This window comes from Streptomyces sp. NBC_00104, assembly GCF_045160825.1.
GTDB lineage: Bacteria > Actinomycetota > Actinomycetes > Streptomycetales > Streptomycetaceae > Streptomyces.
The window spans coordinates 1689027-1708920 of record NZ_CP108215.1; the positions used below are offsets into that span (position 1 = coordinate 1689027).

The 19894-nt window shown below is 71.9% G+C and carries 19 protein-coding genes and 1 pseudogene; 15 read left to right on the forward strand and 5 right to left on the reverse strand.

What is annotated here, in order from left to right; translation table 11 throughout:
• On the forward strand, positions 1 to 474 hold the full coding sequence (locus tag OG272_RS07240; RefSeq protein WP_326584332.1) for a C40 family peptidase: 474 nt from the start codon (positions 1 to 3) through the stop codon (positions 472 to 474).
• Between the two features lie 77 nt (positions 475 to 551).
• Positions 552 to 829, forward strand: a pseudogene (locus OG272_RS07245) (DUF6328 family protein); the annotation flags it as partial.
• A 56-nt stretch (positions 830 to 885) separates the two neighbouring features.
• Here the strand turns inward: OG272_RS07245 and OG272_RS07250 are convergent.
• Positions 886 to 1344: an ATP-binding protein gene (locus OG272_RS07250; RefSeq protein WP_326584331.1), complete on the reverse strand. Its 459-nt coding sequence runs from the start codon at positions 1342 to 1344 to the stop codon at positions 886 to 888.
• 247 nt (positions 1345 to 1591) lie between these two features.
• On the opposite strand from OG272_RS07250, the gene OG272_RS07255 reads away from it, so the two are divergent.
• Positions 1592 to 2452: a helix-turn-helix transcriptional regulator gene (locus OG272_RS07255; RefSeq protein WP_327730748.1), complete on the forward strand. Its 861-nt coding sequence runs from the start codon at positions 1592 to 1594 to the stop codon at positions 2450 to 2452.
• A gap of 9 nt (positions 2453 to 2461) precedes the next feature.
• The gene (locus OG272_RS07260; protein ID WP_327730747.1) at positions 2462 to 2686 is read left to right on the forward strand and encodes a DUF397 domain-containing protein; all 225 of its coding nucleotides are present in this window, start codon (positions 2462 to 2464) and stop codon (positions 2684 to 2686) included.
• Between the two features lie 57 nt (positions 2687 to 2743).
• Here the strand turns inward: OG272_RS07260 and OG272_RS07265 are convergent, their stop codons facing one another.
• Positions 2744 to 3874 (reverse strand): 8-amino-7-oxononanoate synthase, encoded by a 1131-nt coding sequence (locus OG272_RS07265; RefSeq protein ID WP_326584328.1) that lies wholly within the window; start codon positions 3872 to 3874, stop codon positions 2744 to 2746.
• Positions 3875 to 4073: 199 nt separating this feature from the next.
• Between OG272_RS07265 and bioB the strand changes: the two genes are divergently transcribed.
• From bioB to bioD, 3 genes are read left to right on the forward strand one after another with little or no spacing between them, the layout of a single operon-like run.
• Complete coding sequence (bioB, locus tag OG272_RS07270) at positions 4074 to 5318, forward strand: biotin synthase BioB (protein WP_326584327.1); 1245 nt, start codon at positions 4074 to 4076, stop codon at positions 5316 to 5318.
• A complete protein-coding gene (locus OG272_RS07275) occupies positions 5311 to 6600 on the forward strand; it encodes an adenosylmethionine--8-amino-7-oxononanoate transaminase (RefSeq protein WP_405892912.1) in 1290 nt (429 codons plus the stop codon). Before bioB ends, OG272_RS07275 begins: the two co-directional genes overlap by 8 nt.
• Positions 6601 to 6614: 14 nt before the next feature.
• Positions 6615 to 7340 carry a dethiobiotin synthase gene (gene bioD / locus OG272_RS07280; protein WP_326584325.1) on the forward strand — a complete coding sequence of 242 codons (726 nt, stop codon included), beginning with the start codon at positions 6615 to 6617 and terminating at the stop codon, positions 7338 to 7340.
• Positions 7341 to 7421: 81 nt separating this feature from the next.
• Here the strand turns inward: bioD and OG272_RS07285 are convergent, their stop codons facing one another.
• Positions 7422 to 9638 (reverse strand): LuxR C-terminal-related transcriptional regulator, encoded by a 2217-nt coding sequence (locus OG272_RS07285; protein ID WP_405892914.1) that lies wholly within the window; start codon positions 9636 to 9638, stop codon positions 7422 to 7424.
• Between the two features lie 109 nt (positions 9639 to 9747).
• On the opposite strand from OG272_RS07285, the gene OG272_RS07290 reads away from it, so the two are divergent.
• Positions 9748 to 10434, forward strand: a complete 687-nt coding sequence (locus OG272_RS07290; protein WP_326584324.1) for an alpha/beta fold hydrolase — start codon at positions 9748 to 9750, stop codon at positions 10432 to 10434.
• Positions 10435 to 10622: 188 nt separating this feature from the next.
• Complete coding sequence (locus tag OG272_RS07295) at positions 10623 to 11297, forward strand: class I SAM-dependent methyltransferase (protein ID WP_405892917.1); 675 nt, start codon at positions 10623 to 10625, stop codon at positions 11295 to 11297.
• 19 nt (positions 11298 to 11316) lie between these two features.
• Here the strand turns inward: OG272_RS07295 and OG272_RS07300 are convergent, their stop codons facing one another.
• Both OG272_RS07300 and OG272_RS07305 read right to left on the reverse strand, forming a co-directional pair.
• Positions 11317 to 11691, reverse strand: a complete 375-nt coding sequence (locus OG272_RS07300; protein ID WP_326584322.1) for a fic family toxin-antitoxin system, toxin component — start codon at positions 11689 to 11691, stop codon at positions 11317 to 11319.
• Positions 11692 to 11695: 4 nt separating this feature from the next.
• Positions 11696 to 11935 (reverse strand): toxin-antitoxin system HicB family antitoxin, encoded by a 240-nt coding sequence (locus tag OG272_RS07305; RefSeq protein ID WP_326584321.1) that lies wholly within the window; start codon positions 11933 to 11935, stop codon positions 11696 to 11698.
• 240 nt (positions 11936 to 12175) lie between these two features.
• On the opposite strand from OG272_RS07305, the gene OG272_RS07310 reads away from it, so the two are divergent.
• The 6 genes from OG272_RS07310 (at position 12176) to OG272_RS07335 (ending at position 19731) form a co-directional block, all read left to right on the forward strand.
• A complete protein-coding gene (locus OG272_RS07310) occupies positions 12176 to 13033 on the forward strand; it encodes an ABC transporter ATP-binding protein (RefSeq protein ID WP_326584320.1) in 858 nt (285 codons plus the stop codon).
• A 4-nt stretch (positions 13034 to 13037) separates the two neighbouring features.
• Complete coding sequence (locus tag OG272_RS07315) at positions 13038 to 15608, forward strand: FtsX-like permease family protein (protein WP_328222560.1); 2571 nt, start codon at positions 13038 to 13040, stop codon at positions 15606 to 15608.
• Between the two features lie 49 nt (positions 15609 to 15657).
• Positions 15658 to 16575, forward strand: a complete 918-nt coding sequence (locus tag OG272_RS07320) for an LLM class F420-dependent oxidoreductase (RefSeq protein ID WP_405892918.1) — start codon at positions 15658 to 15660, stop codon at positions 16573 to 16575.
• 111 nt (positions 16576 to 16686) lie between these two features.
• A complete protein-coding gene (locus OG272_RS07325) occupies positions 16687 to 17112 on the forward strand; it encodes a GNAT family N-acetyltransferase (protein ID WP_405892919.1) in 426 nt (141 codons plus the stop codon).
• 205 nt (positions 17113 to 17317) lie between these two features.
• Positions 17318 to 18718, forward strand: coding sequence for a hemolysin family protein (locus OG272_RS07330; protein ID WP_327730738.1), 1401 nt, complete (start codon positions 17318 to 17320; stop codon positions 18716 to 18718).
• Positions 18715 to 19731, forward strand: coding sequence for a hemolysin family protein (locus OG272_RS07335; protein ID WP_326584315.1), 1017 nt, complete (start codon positions 18715 to 18717; stop codon positions 19729 to 19731). The genes OG272_RS07330 and OG272_RS07335 overlap by 4 nt, the downstream gene beginning before the upstream one ends.
• Positions 19732 to 19894 lie beyond the last annotated feature (163 nt).

The window sequence follows — 19894 nt, forward strand, 5'->3', positions numbered from 1 at the left end:
ATGTCTGCGCTGAATCGTGTCCCGTCGCTGTTGACCCGGGCCGGCACGGCCTCGGCTCTCACCATCGCCGCAGTGAGCGGCAGCATCGTGGTACCGGGCGTCGCATCCGACGCCGAGGCCGCCACCGTGGCGTCGAAGGCACTCAAGGTCGCGGCTTCCAAGAAGGGCTCCCCTTACAAGTACGGCGCCACGGGCCCGGGCAGGTTCGACTGCTCAGGGCTGACGCTCTACTCGTTCAAGAAGGCGGGCAAGAAGCTGCCCCGTACTGCTCAGCAGCAGTACAACAAGACGAAGCACATCTCCGCGAGCAGCCGCAAGCTCGGAGACCTCGTCTTCTTCCACTCGGGATCGAGCGTCTACCACGTCGGTATCTACGCGGGGAAGGGAAAGATCTGGCACTCGCCGAAGACGGGTGACGTCGTCCGGCTGCAGAAGCTCTGGACGAAGAACGTCTGGTACGGCCGGGTCCGCTGACCCACCGTCGGGGGCGGCGGATCTCTCCGCCGCCCCCGACGGGCGTGCGACGGGCCTTTCTGGTTACCCGCTCGTCCGTGGCCGACGCACGCACCCGCCCCGCACGCGACGAGACACCCCTCGAACGCGCCGACCGCGACTCTCCGAGCTGCTCCAGGAGTTGCGGGTCCCCCAGACCGGGGGAGAGGTCCTCTTCGCGTTCCTGCCGACGCCGGCCTTCACTCCGCGCTTCCCGGACCTGGACTCCGTCCAGCGCGCCACCTACGTCACCACCCTGGTGCCGGCGGTCCTCGCGGCGGCGCTCTGCACCGCCCCGGCCGCCCTGCCCCGCTCGCTCTTCCAGCAGAACACCGAAACCCCGGACGTGGCACTCTGCCGAACGGACGACGCGGTCGCCAGTGGAGAGCCCTGTCAGGTCTCCTGCGGACCGCCTGCCCCGACCGGCTGCACGGGGGCCGTCCAAGGAAGTTCGATCGCCACCGTCTTGCCGCCCTCCCGTGTGGGTCTGACGCTCAGCCTGCCGCCGCACTCGGCGGTCAGCCAGCGGATGATGACCATGCCCCGGCCGTTGTCCTGCTGGACGGCGGCCGGCAGCCGTTTGGGAAAGCGTGGATGACTGTCGGTGACGCCGATGCGCAGGTGCTCGTCCCGGTCGAGTGCCATGTCCACGGTGAAGGTGGGCGACTGACCGAGCGTGTGCTGGACGGCGTTGGTGGCGAGTTCGGACACGATCAGGCGCACGGTGTCCGCGGTGTCCGTGTCGCCCGGCAGGCCCCATTCGGCGAGCACACTGGCGACGTAGTTCCGGGCGGCGGACACCGAGGCGGGATCGCTCGGCAGAGTGACGGATGCTTCCAGGTGATCTGCCATGGCGAGACGTCCCTTTCCCACGGGACCGGTGTCCGACAGGGAGCGGATGGTTCGACTACGGTCCCGGACTGGTGCTTCGCGCCAGACTGCCACTACCTGGGCTGTCACGGGTGGCGATCCACCAAGATATGCATATATCTGTCGCTCGAAGCGGTGAACTATCCGACGGCCGACCGTATTCGGGTGGGGCCTTCGTCCATCCTCTGTCGTCACCCCGACTTCGCGCGCCGGACGGAAGGAGAAACCCATGCAGTACGGTCCGGCGGTCCGCCGCCGCAAGCTCGGCGCCGAGTTGCGTGTACTGCGCACCCGTTCCGCGCTCACCAGTATCGAGGCGGCCCATCGCGTGGGCTGGCACCAGTCCAAGGTGAGCCGGATCGAGACGGGCGCCAGCGGGGTGAAGCCCGCGGACGTCCGCAAGCTGCTGGACGCGTACGGAATCGACGACACGGAGTTACGGGAGCTGCTCCTGGCGTTGGCGGGCTCCGAGGACGGCGGCGGGCGGCACAACTGGTGGCATGCGTACCGGGGCGTACTGCCGCCGACGTACCGGGACTTCATCAGTCTGGAGTCGCAGGCCGGGGGGATGCGGACGCTGGAGACCTCGGTGGTGCCGGGGCTGCTGCAGATCCCCGAGTACGCGCGGGCGGTGACGCGGGCCGCGGTGGAGGGGCTGGAAGACGACAAACTCGACGCGCTCGTGGAAGTACGGCTCGCGCGGCAGGAGGTGCTGCGCGGGAACCCGCCGATGGAGCTGAGCGCCGTGCTCGACGAGGGCGTTCTCCGGCGCGAGGTGGGCGGTCCCGAGATCATGGCCCGGCAGCTGGGCCGTCTGGTCGAGGCGGCGCGGCTTCCTCAAGTGCGACTGCAGGTACTGCCGTTCACTGCCGGGGCGCACATCGGCGTCACGGGTCCTTTCGTAATTTTCTCATTTCGGAGCACATCCGATCTGGACGTGGTTGTTCTCGACCACTTGACGAGTAGCCTCTATCTCGAACGGAAAGAAGACCTCAAGGCGTATGTCGAGGCCTTCAACACCCTTCAGATCCACGCCCTTTCGCCCGAGGACTCGTTGGATTACATCGCCGGGCTAGCCGCCGGCGCGTAAGGAGGCACCATGTCCGCACTGCCTCGGAACGTAACCACCAGTACCGAACTGCGCGGAGTGCGATGGCTGCGCAGCAGCCGCAGCACGGGAATGAACAACTGCGTGGAGACGGCCCGTCCCGGGTCCGGCCGCTGGGCCGGACTGGTGGCCGTACGCGACTCGAAGAACACGGCGGGGCCCGCCCTGCTGTTCGACCCCGAGGTCTGGGAGGGATTCATCACCACGCTGCGGTGACCACCACCGACAGCGCCCGCACTTCCGCTTACGGCGACGCTCGGCCGGGACGCCGACTCACGGTCGCGTATCGCCGATGATCCCCACGGCTCGGTCGATCTGCCCCTCCGTGAGATCCGCGCGGGCGGTCAGCCGCAGCCTCGACACGCCGTCCGGCACGGACGGTGGGCGGAAGCAGCCGACGGCGAGACCCGCCGCCCGGCAGTCCGCCGCCCACCGCACCGCCTGTTCCGGCGACGGCGCGCGCACGGACACTACGGCGGCGTCGGGCCGCACCGCTTCATGGCCCGACGCCGTCAGCCGTGTGTGCAGCTCCCTCGCCACCTCGCGGGCCCGCGCGGCCCGCTCCGGCTCACGGCGCAGCAGCCGGAGCGCGGCGAGCGCCGCACCCGTCGCGGCCGGGGCGAGACCCGTGTCGAAGATGAACGTCCGGGCCGCGTTGACCAGGTGGTCGATGACGTGCGCCGGGCCGAGGACGGCACCGCCCTGGCTGCCCAGCGACTTCGACAGCGTGACCGTCACGACCACGTCGGGGTCGCCCGCGAGCCCCGCCGCGTGCGGCGCGCCCCGGCCCCCGTCACCCAGGACGCCGAGCCCGTGCGCGTCGTCCACGACGAGCCCGGCGCCGTACTCCCGGCAGGCGGCGGCCAGTCCGGCCAGTGGGGCGGCGTCACCGTCCACGGAGAACACCGTGTCGGAGACGGCGACGGCAACCCCCTGGCCCCCGGTGCCCAGCGCCTTGCGGACGGCGTCGGGGTCGGCGTGGGCCACGACCTGGGTGGTGCCCCGGGCCAGTCGGCAACCGTCGATGAGGGAGGCGTGGTTGCCCGCGTCCGAGACGATCAGGGAGCCGTGCGGCGCGAGCGCGGTGACGGCGGCGAGGTTGGCCGCGTAGCCGGAGGAGAAGACGAGGGCGGCCTCGAAGCCGCAGAAGTCGGCCAGTTCCCGCTCCAGCTCGCCGTGCAGCTCGGTGGTGCCGGTGACCAGCCGGGAGCCGGTGGCCCCGCCGCCCCACCGGCGCGCGGCCTCGGCGGCCCCCTCGGTGATCTCGGGGTGCCGGGCCAGACCGAGGTAGTCGTTGCTCGCGAGGTCGAGGAGCGGCGAGTCGGCGGGGCGGGGGCGCAGGGTGCGTACGAGCCCGGCCCGGCGGCGTGCCGACGCCTGCTCGTCGATCCAGCCGAACGCCATGGGTCCTCCGGGGGTGGTGGGGGCAGCCCGCGGCGCCGGCCTGTCGTGGGACGGCGCGGCGGGGGCATTTGTAGGCAGTGCACAGACACTAATGGCACGGTCGGCCGCCCACGATGTGGCAATACCCACACGTCGAACCCACTCTGTTGTCCGAACTCTCCTTGGCCGGGAGCGGTCCCGTAGGACAGGATCGGCTCTCATGGACCTGCTGAACACGCTGGTGGACAAGGGGCTCCGGCGCGAGCCGCTGAGCCGTGCCGAGGCGCTCGCCGTCCTCGGCACCTCCGACGACGAGCTGTTGGACGTGGTGGCCGCGGCCGGGAAGGTGCGCCGGCACTGGTTCGGGCGCCGGGTGAAACTGAACTATCTGGTCAACCTCAAGTCCGGTCTGTGTCCCGAGGACTGCTCCTACTGCTCGCAGCGGCTCGGCTCGACCGCCGGCATCCTCAAGTACAGCTGGCTCAAGCCCGACGAGGCCTCCGAGGCCGCCGCGGCCGGGCTCGCCGGGGGCGCCAAGCGGGTCTGCCTGGTGGCCTCCGGGCGCGGTCCGACCGACCGGGACGTGGACCGGGTCTCCGACACCATCAAGACCATCAAGGACCGACACGAGGGCGTAGAGGTGTGCGCCTGCCTCGGTCTGCTCTCCGACGGCCAGGCCGAACGCCTGCGCGAGGCGGGCGCGGACGCCTACAACCACAACCTGAACACGTCCGAGGCGACGTACGGCGAGATCACGACGACGCACACGTACGCCGACCGCGTCGACACCGTCCAGAAGGCGCACGCGGCGGGCCTGTCGGCCTGCTCTGGCCTGATCGCGGGCATGGGCGAGAGCGACGAGGACCTGGTCGACGTGGTCTTCTCCCTGCGCGAACTCGACCCGGACTCGGTACCGGTCAACTTCCTGATCCCGTTCGAGGGCACCCCCCTCGCCAAGGAGTGGAACCTCACCCCGCAGCGCTGTCTGCGGATCCTGGCGATGGTGCGGTTCGTCTGCCCCGACAGCGAGGTGCGGATCGCGGGCGGCCGCGAGGTCCATCTCCGTACGATGCAGCCGCTCGCCCTGAACCTGGCCAACTCGATCTTCCTCGGCGACTACCTCACCAGCGAGGGCCAGGCCGGCAAGGCCGACCTGGAGATGATCGCTGACGCCGGCTTCGAGGTCGAGGGCACCGATCAGGTGACCCTGCCGGAGCACCGGGCGACCGTGTCCGCCGGCGGGGGCTGCGGGTCCCGGGAGAGCGCCGGGTGCGGGTCGCACGAGGGTGGCGGCTGCGGGTCGCACGAGGACGCGGGCGCGGGCTGTGGGTCGCACGCGGGGGGCGGGGTGTGCGGTTCCGCCGCCGAGGCCCCGGCCGTCGAGACCCCGGCGGGCGAGGCGCGAACGGATCTGGTGGCCGTACGCCGTCGGGGCGCCGGAACGGATCTCGCGCCCAATGCCTGACCTGCCCCGTCCGACCGTGCCCGAACTGTTGGAGCTCGACCGGCGGCACGTGTGGCATCCGTACGGGCCCATGCCGGGCCGGCAGGAACCGCTCGTCGTGAAGTCGGCGAGCGGGGTCCGGCTGCAGCTCGCGAACGGCTCGGGTGAGCTGGTGGACGGCATGTCGTCCTGGTGGTCGGCCATCCACGGCTACAACCACCCGGTGCTCAACGAGGCGGCGCGCGAGCAGCTCGGCCGGATGAGCCACGTCATGTTCGGCGGGCTCACCCATGAGCCCGCCGTGCGGCTGGCGAAGCACCTTGTCGACATGTCGCCCGAAGGCCTGGAGCATGTCTTCCTCGCCGACTCGGGGTCGGTCTCCGTCGAGGTCGCGGCCAAGATGTGCCTGCAGTACTGGCGTTCGCTCGGCCGCCCCGGCAAGCAGCGCCTGCTGACCTGGCGCGGCGGCTACCACGGCGACACCTGGCAGCCGATGTCGGTGTGCGACCCGGAGGGCGGGATGCACGAGCTGTGGCAGGGCGTCCTGCCCCGGCAGGTGTTCGTGGACGCGCCGCCGGTCGCGTACGAGGAGTCGTACGCGGAGCTGCTGCGTTCGGCGATCGAGCGGCACGCCGACGAGCTGGCCGCCGTGATCGTGGAGCCCGTGGTGCAGGGCGCGGGCGGGATGCGGTTCCACTCCCCCGCGTATCTGCGGGTGCTGCGCGAGGCGTGCGACGCGCACGACGTGCTGCTGGTGTTCGACGAGATCGCGACCGGGTTCGGGCGTACGGGCGCGTTGTTCGCGGCGGACCACGCGGCGGTGACGCCGGACGTGATGTGTGTCGGCAAGGCACTGACCGGCGGTTATATGACCATGGCGGCGGCGCTGTGCACCGCCCGGGTGGCCGACGGGATCTCACGGGGCGAGGTGCCGGTGCTGGCCCATGGGCCCACCTTCATGGGCAACCCGCTGGCGGCGGCCGTCGCCTGTGCCTCGATCGAGCTGCTGCTCGGCCAGGACTGGCTCGCGGAGGTCAAGCGGATCGAGGCGGGGCTGCGGGACGGGTTGGCGCCGGCGCGTGAGGTGCCGGGGGTGAGGGACGTACGCGTCCTCGGCGCGATCGGGGTCGTGCAGCTGGACCGCCCGGTGGACATGCGGGCGGCCTCGGCGGCCGCCGTTCGCGAGGGCGTGTGGCTGCGTCCCTTCCGCGATCTCGTCTACACGATGCCGCCGTACGTCACGGGCGACGAGGACGTGGCACGGATCGCGCGCGCGGTGTGCGCGGCGGCGACGGCGGGATGACGGAGGAAGGTGACATGACGGTCCTGGTGATCACGGGGACGGGCACGGAGGTCGGCAAGACGGTCACCACGGCGGCCGTCGCGGCGGTGGCCGTGGCGGCCGGCCGGTCCGTGGCCGTGCTCAAGCCCGCGCAGACGGGTCTGCGGCCGGACGAGCGCGGCGACGCGGACGAGGTGGCCAGGCTCGCGGGCACCGTGACCGTCCGCGAACTCGCCCGCTATCCCGAGCCGCTGGCTCCCGCGACCGCCGCGCGACGCTCCGGCCTGCCCCCGGTGCACCCGGAGGACGTGGCCGAGGCGGCGGCCAAACTCGCCGTCGACCACGACCTGGTGCTGGTCGAGGGCGCGGGAGGGCTCCTCGTCCGCTTCGACGAGGCGGGCGGCACGCTGGCGGACACGGCCCGGCTGCTCGGCGCGCCGGTGCTGCTGGTCGCCTCGGCGGGGCTGGGGACGCTGAACACGACCGAGCTGACGTCCCGTGAACTCCGGGTGCGTGAGGTGGAGTTGGCGGGTGTCGTGATCGGCAGCTGGCCCAAGGCCCCCGATCTGGCGTCCCGTTGCAACCTGGCGGACCTGCCGGTGGTGGCCGACGCACCGCTGCTGGGGGCGGTTCCCGCGGGGGCGGGGAGGTGGGAACCGGCCGACTTCCGGGCGAGGGCCGCCGACTGGCTGGCACCGGGGCTGGGTGGCGTATGGGATGCCGCCGCGTTCACGGCACGGCAGAGCGCCGCTGCGTCCTGAGGCCGGGCCGCGCCCCGAAAGGGGCGCGGGGAACTGCGCGACCAGCCACGACGAATCCGCGGTCGACACAAGTCAGCACCCCTACGGCTCCGTTTGCTCCCCCAGCAGCCTCACCAACTCGATCCTCGACCTGATCCCCAACCGGGAGAACACCCCCCGCAGATGGTGGTCGATCGTGCGCGGGCTCAGGAGCAGCCTCGCGGCGATCTCCCGGTTGGTCGCGCCGTCCGCGGCCATGCGGGCGATCATGAGCTGCTGGGCCGTCAACCGGGTCGCGAGGGCCTCCGCGGCCGGGGCGGTGGAGGCGCGCTCGCCGAGGGCGCGGAGTTCGGCGCGGGCCTGGGCCGCGCAGTGCGGTGAGCCGAAGTGGTCGAAGGCCTCCAGGGCACTGTGGAGCCGGTCGCGGGCCTCGGTGCGGTTGCGCAGGCGCCGCAGGGCGCTGCCGAAGAGCAGTTCGGTGCGGGCGCGTTCGAAGTCGCGGGTGCCTGAGGCGTGCAGGTCGAGGGCCGCCCGGTAGTGCTCGACCGCCTCCTCCCCGGTGGCGAGCAGCGCGCGGCAGCGGGCGCTGAGGGCGAGGTCGTCGGCGCTGCGGACGGTGCGGGCCCAGCGGTCGTAGTCGGCGTGCGCGGCGCGGGCCACCCGGGTGTCGCCTGTGCGGACGGCGGCCTCGACGTAGTGCGGGGTGGCGATGTGCCGGATGGCCCGGTGCCCGTGCCCGGGACCGAAGCCGGCGAGCGCGCGGAGGCGGGCGGCCGAGGCGGCGTACCGGCCGGTGCTCAGGTCGAGGAAGGCGAGGGCGAACATGGCGAGGGCGGCGGGCAGTCCGAGGCCGCGTTCCAGGGCGTAGGCGCGGGCGGACTCGGCGCGCTCCCGGCAGACCTGCTCGTCGCCGGTGACGGCGGCGAACATCGCGAGGGCTGCCTGGAGGTGGCAGGCCCCGTTGTCCTGTCCGGTGGCGTACGCCTGGCGCAGGGCGTCGAGGGCGGCGGCCTCGGCGGCCTTGGGGCGCCCGGTCCAGAACTCGGCGTAGGCCCGGAACTCCATGGCCTGCGGCACGGTCACCGTCTCACCCCTGGCCCGTGCGGAGGCGGCGGCGCGGGCGGTGGCGGTGACAGCGCGGGTGTGGTCGCCGAGGAGCAGGGCGGCGATCCCGGAGTGGATCAGCTGGGTGGGGTCGCCACCGGGGCCGCAGCGCCCGGCGGCGGCTTCGAGGACGTCCCGGGCGTCGTCGTACCGTCCCTCGAACGCCGCGGCGAGGGCGCCGAGGGTGCTGGGCGGCAGGATGCCGAGTCCGTCGGCGACGGCGGCGGCCTCCCGGCAGCGGCGCAGGTCACCGGTGTAGATGGCGGCCTCGGTGGCTCGTGCCAACAGATGGGCAGCCCTGTCCGTGGTGTGGTCGCCGACGTGCCGGACGCTGGCGGTGAGCAGGGCGTCGAAGGCCTCGGCCGCGTTTCCGGCGCGTAGGGCGAGCAGTCCGGCGAGGGCGTCGTCGTCGGTCGCGGCGACGAGGCGGCGGGCGCGGTCGCCGTCGCCCGCCTGCCAGGCCTCGGCGGCCGCCTGGGCGAGCAGGGGCATGCGTTCGGCCGGTTCGGGGGTGAGGCCGGCGGCGCGTTCGGCGAGGGCGGAGGCCAGGGTGGGGTCGCCGATGGCACGTGCCACCCGTGCCGCCAGGCGCAGTTCGGCGGCGAGGCGGCGGCTGGGGCCGAGGGCGGCGGCGGCCCGGTGCCAGGACCGGCCGGGTCTCTCGCCCTCGCCGCTGAGGACGGCGGCGAGGAGGCGATGGGCCTCGCGCCGGTCGGCCATGGACGCGGACTCGTACACGGCGATCCGGGTCCAGGCGTCCCGGAAGACGATGCCCTGGGCCGTGGCGTGCGCGAGGCCCGCGGCCTCCGCCGTGTCGAGGGGGCGGGTGTCGAGCCGGGCCGAGGTGACGGCGCGCGCGTAGGCGTGGGTCGGGACCGGGTGCTGGTCGGCGGCGGCGAGGAGCAGCAGGAACCGGGTGTCGTCGGGCAGGGCCCGTACGTCCCGGCGGTGGGTCCGCAGCAGGGCGGGGGCCAGCGACAGGGGCTCGGCGGGGAGCGGGTCGAGTCCCGTGAGCTGGCGTGGGGTCAGGGCGGCGGCGAGTTCCGCGGCGGCCCGCGGGTCGCTGTGGGCGGCGTGCAGCAGGCGTACGCGCACGCCTTCGGACAGCGTGGGCACGGCGGCCGACGCTGCGTCCGGGCTCGACCACACGTTCGTGGGGGGCGGTGGCGAGCGATGCGGAAGTCGTGGGGGGTTCACCGGAGTCACCACACCCATCACGTTACTTGCGAGTTAACCGACCAGTAAAGACCGGCGATTTCGCCGATGCGGCGCGCGTAGACCCCCCTGACACTCCGAACGAACCCCACCCGTTTCAGGAGGCACCATGCAGCGCCGCATGCGCCGTATCGCCACGGCCCTCGGGACCGTGACCACCACGCTCCTTCTGTCGCTCACCTTCTCCGCGCCTTCCGCTCAGGCCGCGACCCACAACCCCGTCGTCTTCGTACACGGTCTGAGCAGTTCGTCCGGCACCTGGGACGACTGGATCTCGTACTTCAAGGCCGACGGCTACACGTCCTCGGAGCTGTACTCCTGGTCCTACGACTGGGGCCAGTCCAACGTCACGACGGCCGCGCAGCTCAAGACGAAGATCGAGAGTGTGCGCGCCGCGACGGGCGCCTCCAAGGTCGACGTGGTCGTCCACTCGATGGGCGCGCTCAGCTCCCGCTACTACCTCAAGAACCTGGGCGGAACGGCGTACGTGGACGACTTCGTCTCCACGGCCGGCGTGAACCACGGGACGACCGTCGCCGGCTGGTGCCGGTGGCTCTACACGTCCTGTGGCGAGATGTACACCGGCAGCTCGTTCCTGACCGCGCTGAACTCCGGTGACGAGACACCGGGCAGTGTGTCGTACGCCAGCTACTGGTCGAACTGCGACGACGCGCTCACCCCGGACACGTCCGCGATCCTCAGCGGCGCGACGAACGTCGAGGTCGGCTGCGTCGCGCACAACGAGATGAACAACGACGAGGGGATCTACGAGCAGGTCCGGGCCTTCATCGCCTGACCCTCCCGGCTCAGCACTCGAACGTCCCGTGCCCGTCGCGCGGCCTCCTCCCCAGGGCCGCGCGGCGGGTGAGCCGTTCCCGCTCCGGGCCGCGACGGGTGAGCCGTTCCCACTCCGGGCCGCGACGGGTGAGCCGGTGCTTCCCGGGGGACAATCGCGGTATCTGCCGTCCGCTTCGGGAGGTCCTCATGGCCCGCGCCCGCGCCGCGAAGGACGCCGTGCACCACCCCCTCTTCGCCCGGTTCTACGCAAGACTGAGCGTGTCGGCGGAGCCGAGGATCGGCCCTCTGCGCGACGAACTGCTCGCCGGGCTCTCGGGCCGGGTCATCGAGATCGGCGCCGGAAACGGGCTGAACTTCGCGCGCTTCCCGAGCACGGTCTCGGAGGTGGTGGCGATCGAGCCGGAGCACTCCCTGCGGCAGTTGGCCCTGGAGGCCGCCCTGCGCGCCGAGGTGCCCGTGGACGTGGTGCCGGGCGCGGCGGAGGCGCTGCCGGTCAAGAGCGAGGGGTTCGACGCGGCCGTCGTGTCGCTGGTGCTGTGCAGTGTGCGGGACGTACGGCGCTCGCTGAGCGAGGTGCGCCGGGTGTTGCGTCCCGGCGGTGAGCTGCGGTTCTTCGAGCACGGCCGGGGCGGCGGACGGGCCATGCGGACGGCCCAGCGGGCGCTGGACGCCTCGGTGTGGCCGCTGCTGTTCGGCGGCTGCCATGTGTCCCGCGACCCGGTCGGCGCCATCCGGGCCGCCAGGTTCGAGATCGGGACGGTCCGGGAGGTCCTGGTGCCCGAGAACGGGCCGCGGCTGCCCAGTTCCTACTGTGTGGTGGGCCGGGCGCGACGTCCCGAACTCGGCGACGGCGAGAGCTGACGCGTGTGCGGGGCCCGCCTCACAGGCTCCACTGGCGCAGCTCCCGCGTGATGGCGTGCACGGTGGCCTCGCCGCTCTTGACCAGTCTGGCCAGTTCGCGCACCTGCTCGGCGGAGGTGACGACCTTGACGCCGCTGGCCACCAGGTAGCCGTAGGCGACGGCGGAGGCGAACAGCGCGTTGGAACGCTCCAACGCGGGGACGTGCATGAGCAGTTGGAGGAGCGCGGCGGCCCGGGCGTGCGGGGTGTCGTAGACGGGGACGTCGAAGATCTCGGCCTCGTGCCGGGCGACGGCCGCGACGAGGGCGCCCCAGTCGGTGACCTGGGGGTCTCCGGGCGTCTTCTGTTCGGCGACCATCAGGAGCCAGGCGAGGTCGATTCTGAGCTGGCTCAAGGGATCAGTGACGTCCCTCGCGCCGGCCTTCGAGCTCCGCGCCGAACTCCTCGACGAAGACCGCCTCGTACTGCTTCATGAAGTCGGCGGCGGACTCGACGAAGGTGTGGCCCGCTTCGCCGGCGTCCTGCCGGACCAACTCCTCGATGTACCGGTTCACACTCATCCCGCGCTCCAGGGCTCGTTCACGGGCCGCTCGGGCCGTGTCCTCGTCCACCCGGACATTCAGCTGAGTCTTGGCCATGACTCGACGCTAGCGCCGGAGTGCTAGCGAGGCAAGGGCGCCTTTCCCCCGATACCCCGAGTGCGCCGTCCGCGCCGCCCCCGAGACCCCACCTTGCGTGCCCCTTACATCGATACCGGATGCCCGACCTGCGACGGAGACGGCCTCGGACTTCGGGGGGATTCCTGCTGTGCCCTGAGTCACACTAGGCTCGGCCGGGAAACGCCCGGAATTCGAACTGGTTCGAGCCTGGAGGCCGTTTTGTCCACTGCTGCCGCTGAGCACACCCTCGGCCGCGCGGAAGCCGACGGCATCGCCGCCCGCGCCCGGGGCCTGACGAAGGCGTACGGCTCGGGCGAGACGACGGTGCTCGCCCTCGACTCGGTCGACGTGGACATCGCGCGCGGCCGCTTCACCGCGGTCATGGGCCCCTCGGGCTCGGGGAAGTCCACGCTGATGCACTGTCTGGCGGGGCTCGACACCGTCTCGGCCGGACAGGTGTGGCTCGGGGACACCGAGATCACCGGCCTCAAGGACCGCGATCTGACGCGGCTGCGCCGGGACCGGATCGGCTTCATGTTCCAGTCCTTCAACCTGATCCCCACGCTGAACGCGGCCGAGAACATCACCCTGCCCATGGACATCGCGGGCAAGAAGCCCGACGAGAAGTGGCTGGACCAGGTCATCGACACCCTCGGGCTGCGGGACCGGCTCAGGCACCGGCCGTCCCAGCTCTCCGGCGGCCAGCAGCAGCGCGTCGCCTGTGCCCGCGCGCTCGCCTCCCGGCCCGAGCTGATCTTCGCCGACGAGCCGACGGGCAACCTCGACTCCCGCGCCGGGCTCGAAGTACTGGGCTTCCTGCGCGAGGCGGTCGACCAACTGGGCCAGACGGTCGTCATGGTCACCCACGACCCGGGCGCCGCCGCCCACTCCGACCTGGTGCTCTTCCTCGCCGACGGCCGGATCGTGGACCGCATGGAGCGGCCCACGGCCGAGGCCGTCCTGGAACGCATGAAGCGGTTCGACACGATCCGGGCGACGTTCGACGGCGAGAGCGCCCCCACCGGTGCACCGGCCGACGGGCCCACCGGCGAGTCCATCGACCTCGACAAGGACTGAGACCGTGCTCAAGGCGACCCTGCGGAGTTTCCTCGCGCACAAGGGGCGGCTGCTGCTCTCGGCGCTGGCGATCGTCCTGTCCGTGGCGTTCGTCGCGGGCAGCCTCATCTTCTCGGACACGGTCACCCGTACCTTCGACCGGCTCTTCGCCTCCACCTCGGCCGATGTGACGGTGGGCCCGAAGGACGACGATCTGACGGGGCAGCTGCCGACCGGGGCGGTCGAGACCGTGCCCGCCTCGCTCGCGGGGCGGATCGCGGGCGTCGACGGCGTCGCGGACACCCATGTGGACGCGGCCGTGGAGAACGTCACGGTCGTCGACAGCGAGAACGAGTCGGTGGGCCCGACGACGGGCGCCCCCACCATCGCCACCAACTGGTACCTCACCGACCGCAGCCCGGTGGAGCTGACCAGCGGACACGCACCGCAGGGCCCCGGCCAGGCGCTGCTCGACGCGGACACCGCGAAGAACAAGGACGTGCGGATCGGCGACACCCTGACGGTGCTCGCCCAGCCGGGCTCCTTCAAGGTGGAAATCGTCGGCATCGCCACCTTCACCACCACCAACCCCGGTGCCGCGCTGGTCTTCCTCGACACCCGGGCTGCGCAGACCGAGCTGCTGGGCGACCCCGACGCCGCCACGACCATCTCGGTGACCGCCGAGCCCGGTGTGAGCGACGACCAGCTCAAGCGGCGGATCGCCGACGCGCTGGGGCCGACGGCGTACGACTACCAGACCGCCGACGAACAGGCCGAGTCGGCCGCGGCCTCGCTCGGCGGATTCCTCGACGTCATCAAGTACGTGATGCTCGGCTTCGCCGGGATCGCCACGCTTGTCGGGATATTCCTCATCGTCAACACCTTCTCCATGCTCATCGCCCAACGCACCCGCGAACTCGGCCTGTTGCGGGCGCTGGGCGCCGACCGGCGGCAGGTGCGGCGGTCGGTGCTCACCGAGGCGGCGCTCCTCGGCCTCGTCGGGTCGACGCTCGGCCTCGCCGCGGGAATCGGGCTGGCCTTCGGGCTGATCGAGCTCATGGGCGCCTTCGGAATGAACCTGAAGTCGACCGAGATGGTGATCGGCGTGGGCACGCCGGTCGCGGCATACGTCGTCGGGCTCGGCGTCACCTTCGTCGCGGCCTATCTGCCCGCGCGACGGGCGTCGACCGTGTCGCCGATGGCGGCGCTCTCGGACGCCGAGATCGCCGGAGTGGGGCGACCGCTGAAGGTACGCGCGGTGGTCGGCGGGATCGTGGGGGCGGCCGGTGCCGCCGCGCTCGTGGGGTGCGCGGTGTCGTCGGACACGGGTTCGGCGGCCTCCCTGCTCGGCCTCGGCGTGGTCCTCACCCTCGTCGCGACGGTCATCGCGGGACCGCTGCTCGTACGGCCGGTGATCCGGGTCCTGGGCGGCGCCTTTCCCGCGCTGTTCGGCTCCGTCGGCCGGATGAGCCAGCGCAACGCCCTGCGCAACCCGCGCCGGACCGGGGCGACCGCCGCCGCGCTGATGGTGGGGATCGCGCTGGTCGGCGGGATGTCCGTGGCCAGCGCCTCGATGACCAAGTCCTTCGACGACGAGATCGACAACACGCTCGGCGCCGACTTCGTCATCCAGAACCAGAACTTCCTGCCGTTCCCGCCCGAGGTCACCGACAAGGTCCGCGCCACGGACGGCGCCGGCCTCGTCGTACGGCAGCGGTTCACCCCGGTCGAGGTACGGCTGCCCGACGGCGAGCGGGTCGAGACGACCGCCGCGGCCTACGACCCGCGGCTCGACGAGGTCGCGAACGTCACCTACGCCCAGGGCGACAGCGCCGCCGCGCTGGCGGACGGATCCATCGCCATGGACGTGGAGTTCGCGCGGGAGCACGACGTGAGGGTGGGCAGCACGATCCCCGTCCGGTTCCCGGCCGGGAAGAACGCCGAGCTGAAGGTGGCCGCGCTCACCGACCAGGACACCGCCGACGGCTTCGGGGTGCGGGGCGGGCTGTACTTCGGGATGGGCACCATCGAGAAGTACGTGCCCGAGGGCCAGGACTCGGCGCTGTACGTGAACGCCGGCTCCGGCGTCGACGCCGACGAACTGCGCGCGAACCTGGAACGGACACTGGACGCGTATCCGCAGGTACAGGCCCGTGACCAGGCCGACTACAAGGAGCTGATCCGCAACCAGATCGCCGTACTCCTCTATCTGGTCTACGCGTTGCTCGGCCTCGCGATCGTCATCGCGGTGCTCGGCGTGGTCAACACCCTCGCCCTGTCGGTGGTCGAGCGCACCCGGGAGATCGGGCTGCTGCGCGCGATCGGGCTGGGCCGACGGCAGTTGCGGCGGATGATCCGGCTGGAGTCGGTGGTGATCGCCGTGTTCGGGGCGGTCCTCGGGCTCGCGCTGGGGCTGGTCTGGGGGGTGTGCGTGCAGCAGGTGCTGGCACTCCAGGGCATGAAGGCGCTGGCGATCCCGTGGGGCACGGTCGTCGCCGTGGTGATCGGCTCGGCGGTGGTGGGCGTCGTGGCGGCGCTGCTGCCCGCGCTGCGCGCATCCCGGATGAACGTGCTGGCGGCCATCGCGCACGAGTGATGTACTCGACGGGATGTCGGCTCAAGTCCCTTACAGGTGAGGAGAGTTCATGCCGCGCCCGTTCCGTTTCGGAGTCAATCTGCTCAGCCCCACGTCAGCCGGGCAGTGGCGCGCGAAGTGTCGCCGCGCCGAACAGCTCGGCTACGACGTGATCCTGGTCCCCGACCATCTGGGCATGCCGGCCCCGTTCCCGTCCCTGGTCGCCGCGGCGGAGGCCACCGAACGGCCACGGCTCGGCACGTTCGTGCTGAACGCGGGGTTCTGGAACCCGACGCTGCTGGCACGTGAGGTGGCCACCACGGACGCGCTGACCGGCGGACGCCTGGAGCTGGGGCTCGGCACCGGGTACGTACCGGCCGAGCACGAGAAGGCGGGGCTGCCCTGGGGGTCGCCGGGCGAGCGGGTCGACCATCTGCTGCGCACGGTCGAGGAGTTGGACCGGCTCCTCGGCTCCGATGAGCTCCCCCACTCTGGACTGCGTTCGAGCGGGGAGACCCCCGTGCCGCGTCCGGCTCAGCGGCCCCGGATGCCGCTGCTCATCGGCGCCAACGGCGACCGGATGCTGCGGATCACCGCCGAGCACGCGGACATCGCGGCGTTCACGGGCGCGCGGACGGTGGCCGACGGCAAGCTGGAACCACTGACCGCCGAGGAACTCGATGAACGGGTCGGCCGCTACCAGGAGTTCGCCGCCGGGCGGAAGGAACCCGCCGAGCTCAACCTGCTGGTCCAGATCGTCGAGCTCACCGAGGACCGCGGCGCCGCCGTTCGGCCGTGGCTCAGCCACCTCCCGAACCTGAGCGAGGAGCAGGCCCTCCAGCTGCCGCTGGTCCTCGTGGGGACGCTGGAGGAGATCGTCGACCAGGTGCTGGCGCAGCGGGAGCGGTACGGATTCTCGTATCTGACGGTTCTGGAGCCGAACATGGAGGCTTTCGCGAAGGTAGTCGAGGCGCTGCACGGCAGATGACATGCGCCGGCGCGAGGTCGGGTGCGGGACCGGTCGGTCCGCCACCGCGGGACCCCGGTCCGGATCCTGGAATTCCAGGCCCCCGTCCGCCCCCCGTGGTGGGATCGGCCCATGACCGACCTGCGCATCCGGGCCGCGACGCCCGACGACCTCGACACCGTCCTCGCCTTCTGGAAGGCGGCCGCGGAGGGCACGAGCATCAGCGACGACCGCGAGGGCGTCGAGCGGCTGGTGGCCCGTGACCCCGAGACGCTGATCCTCGCCGAGCTGGACGGCGAACTGGTGGGCACGGTCATCGCCGGCTTCGACGGCTGGCGGTGCCATCTGTACCGGCTCGCGGTGCACCCCGGGCGGCGGCGCAGGGGCATCGGCTCGGCGCTGCTCACCGCGGCCGAGGAGCGGTTCGTACGGCTCGGCGGGCGACGTGGCGACGCGATGGTGCTCGTCCGCAACGAAACGGCCCAACATGCGTGGCGGGCGGCCGGGTACGCACCCGAGGAGAAGTGGCGGCGGTGGGTGAAGCCGCTCGGGGGCTGAGGGCCCGGAGAGCTCGGAGGCGACAGGAAGGCGCTTTGCCGATCCTTTACCATGGGTGGACCAGTGAACCTCTACGGAAAGGTTGTGAGCGTCCGCCCATGGGCGAGCCTCCCAGTACCCGACCCGGTACACCCCGTACCCGAGCCGGTGGACGACATCGCGCGATCCTCCCGCCCCTGTCCGACCATGGGACGGAGGTGACCCGATGACCGAAGTGCTCCTCCTTCTGGTGGCGGTGCTGCTCTCGCTGATCTGTGGTGCCTTCGTCGCCGCCGAGTTCTCCCTGACCACGGTCGACCGCGGCCGGCTGGAGCGGGCGGCGGAGCGCGGCGAGCGGGGCGCCGCCGGCGCCCTCAAGGCCGTACGGAACCTGACGTTCCAGCTCTCCGGCGCCCAGCTCGGCATCACCGTCACCAACCTGGTGGTCGGCATGCTCGCCGAGCCGTCCATCGCCAAGCTCATCGCGGGCCCGCTGGAGGCGGTCGGCGTGCCGGCTTCCGCGTCGAGCTCGGTGGCGCTCGTGATCGGTACGGCCCTGTCGACGATCGTGCTGATGGTCGTCGGCGAGCTGGTGCCCAAGAACTGGGCGATCTCCGCCCCGCTGCCGGTGGCGAAGAAGGTGGCGACCCCGCAGCGCTGGTTCAGCGCCGCGTTCCGGCCCTTCATCTCCCACCTCAACAACACCGCCAACCGTCTCGTGCGCCTCTTCGGCATCGAGCCCGCCGAGGAGCTGGCCTCCGCGCGCGGCCCCCAGGAGCTGGCGGCACTCGCCCGGCACTCGGCCAGGGAGGGCGCCCTGGAGGAGGACACCGCCGAGCTGTTCGTGCGGACGCTGAACCTCGCCGATCTGACCGCGGAGAACGTGATGACCCCGCGCGTCCAGGTCATCGCCCTCGAAGCACAGGCGACCTGCGAGGACGTGGCGAACGCGACCCGGGCCACCGGCCTGTCCCGCTTCCCCGTCTACCGCGGCAGCCTGGACTCCGTCGTCGGCACCGTGCACATCAAGGACGTCCTCGCCGTGCCCGCCGAGCGCCGGCTGCGCACCTCCGTGGCGGAGCTGCTGCGCGAGCCGCTCCTCGTCCCCGAGTCACTGACCGTCGACCGGGTCCTGGACCGGCTCTCGGGCAAGCGCACCATGGCCGTCGTCATCGACGAGTACGGCGGGACCGCCGGCGTCGTGACCCTGGAGGACATCGTCGAGGAGGTCGTCGGCGAGGTACGGGACGAGCACGACCCGCACGAGACACCCGACCTGGCCCCCGTCGGCACCGACGAGCACGGCCGGGAGCTCTACTCGGCCGACGGCTCGGCCCGCACCGACCAGCTGGCCCGCGTGGGCCTGCGGACACCCGAGGGGCCGTACGAGACGCTCGCGGGCCTGATCGCCACCGAGCTGGGCCGTATTCCGGCCGTCGGCGACACCGTCGAGGTCGTCGGCTGGCGGCTCGACGTGGTGGACGCCGCAGGCCGCCGGGCCGCGCGGGTGCTGCTGCACGCGCCGGCCGCGTCCGACGAGGAGCACGAAGAAGACGGGAAACGCGAGAAGCGCGACAAGAACGACAAGCACGAGGAGCACGAGAAGCACGAGGAGGAGACCCGATGACCGCCGTCCAGCTGCTGATCGGTTTCGCGACGCTGGTCGTCAACGCCTTCTTCGTGGGCGCCGAGTTCGCCCTGATCTCGGTGCGCCGCAGCCAAATCGAACCGTACGCCGAACAGGGCGACCGGCGGGCGCGCAGCGTGCTGTGGGGTCTGCAGCACGTGTCCGCGCTGATGGCGGCCGCGCAGCTCGGCATCACACTGTGCACCCTGGTCCTCGGTGTGGTCGCGGAGCCCGCGATCGAGCATCTGCTGCAGCCGTTGTTCCACGCGGTGGGTGTGCCGGAGGGCGCGGGGCACGTGGTGTCCTTCGTGATCGCTCTGGCGCTCGCCACCTATCTGCACATGCTGCTCGGCGAGATGGTGCCGAAGAACATCGCCCTCGCGGAGCCGGTGCGCAGCGCCCTGCTGCTCGGCCCGCCGCTGGTGGCGCTGTCGCGAGCACTGCGCCCGGTGATCTTCACGGTCAACGCCTTCGCGAACGCGCTGCTGAAGCTGATGCGGATCGAGACGAAGGACGAGGTCACAGCGACCTTCTCGGACACCGAACTCGCCCGTCTGGTCCGGGACTCCAGCGAGGCCGGACTCATCGACGACCGCGCGCAGGAGCGGCTGCGCGACGCCCTGGAGCTGGGCCGCCGGCCCGTGCGCGACGTCGTGCTCCCGCTGGAGCGGGTCGTCTACGCGGGCATGGGCGTCACCCCGGAGGAACTGGAGCGACTGTCGGCCGAGTCCGGGTTCTCCCGTTTCCCCGTGGTCGACGAGGGACGCCGGATCGTGGGCTATCTCCATGTGAAGGACGCGCTGGACGCGGCCCCGCGCGACGTGCCGTTCTCCGTGCGGGACATGCGGTCCATCGCCCGGGTCCGGGAGACCACACCGCTGGACGACGTGCTCACCGCGATGCGCCGCAGCCGGACGCACCTGGCGGCCGTGCTGGGCGAGGACGGCCGGCTCGCGGGCATCGTGACCATGGAGGACGTGCTGCGGGAGCTGCTCGGGCAGCCATCCGTCTGACTCGTCCGAGGTCCGTCCGAGGTCCGTCCGAGGTCCCGTCCGAGCCCGTCCGCGGTCCCGCCCGAGTCCCGTCCGTGTGCCGCCCGAGTCATGTCCGAGTCACGTCCGAGGTGGAGGAGGCCGACCGACCGACGGGTATGTGAACGCGTTAGCATCGTTTCCG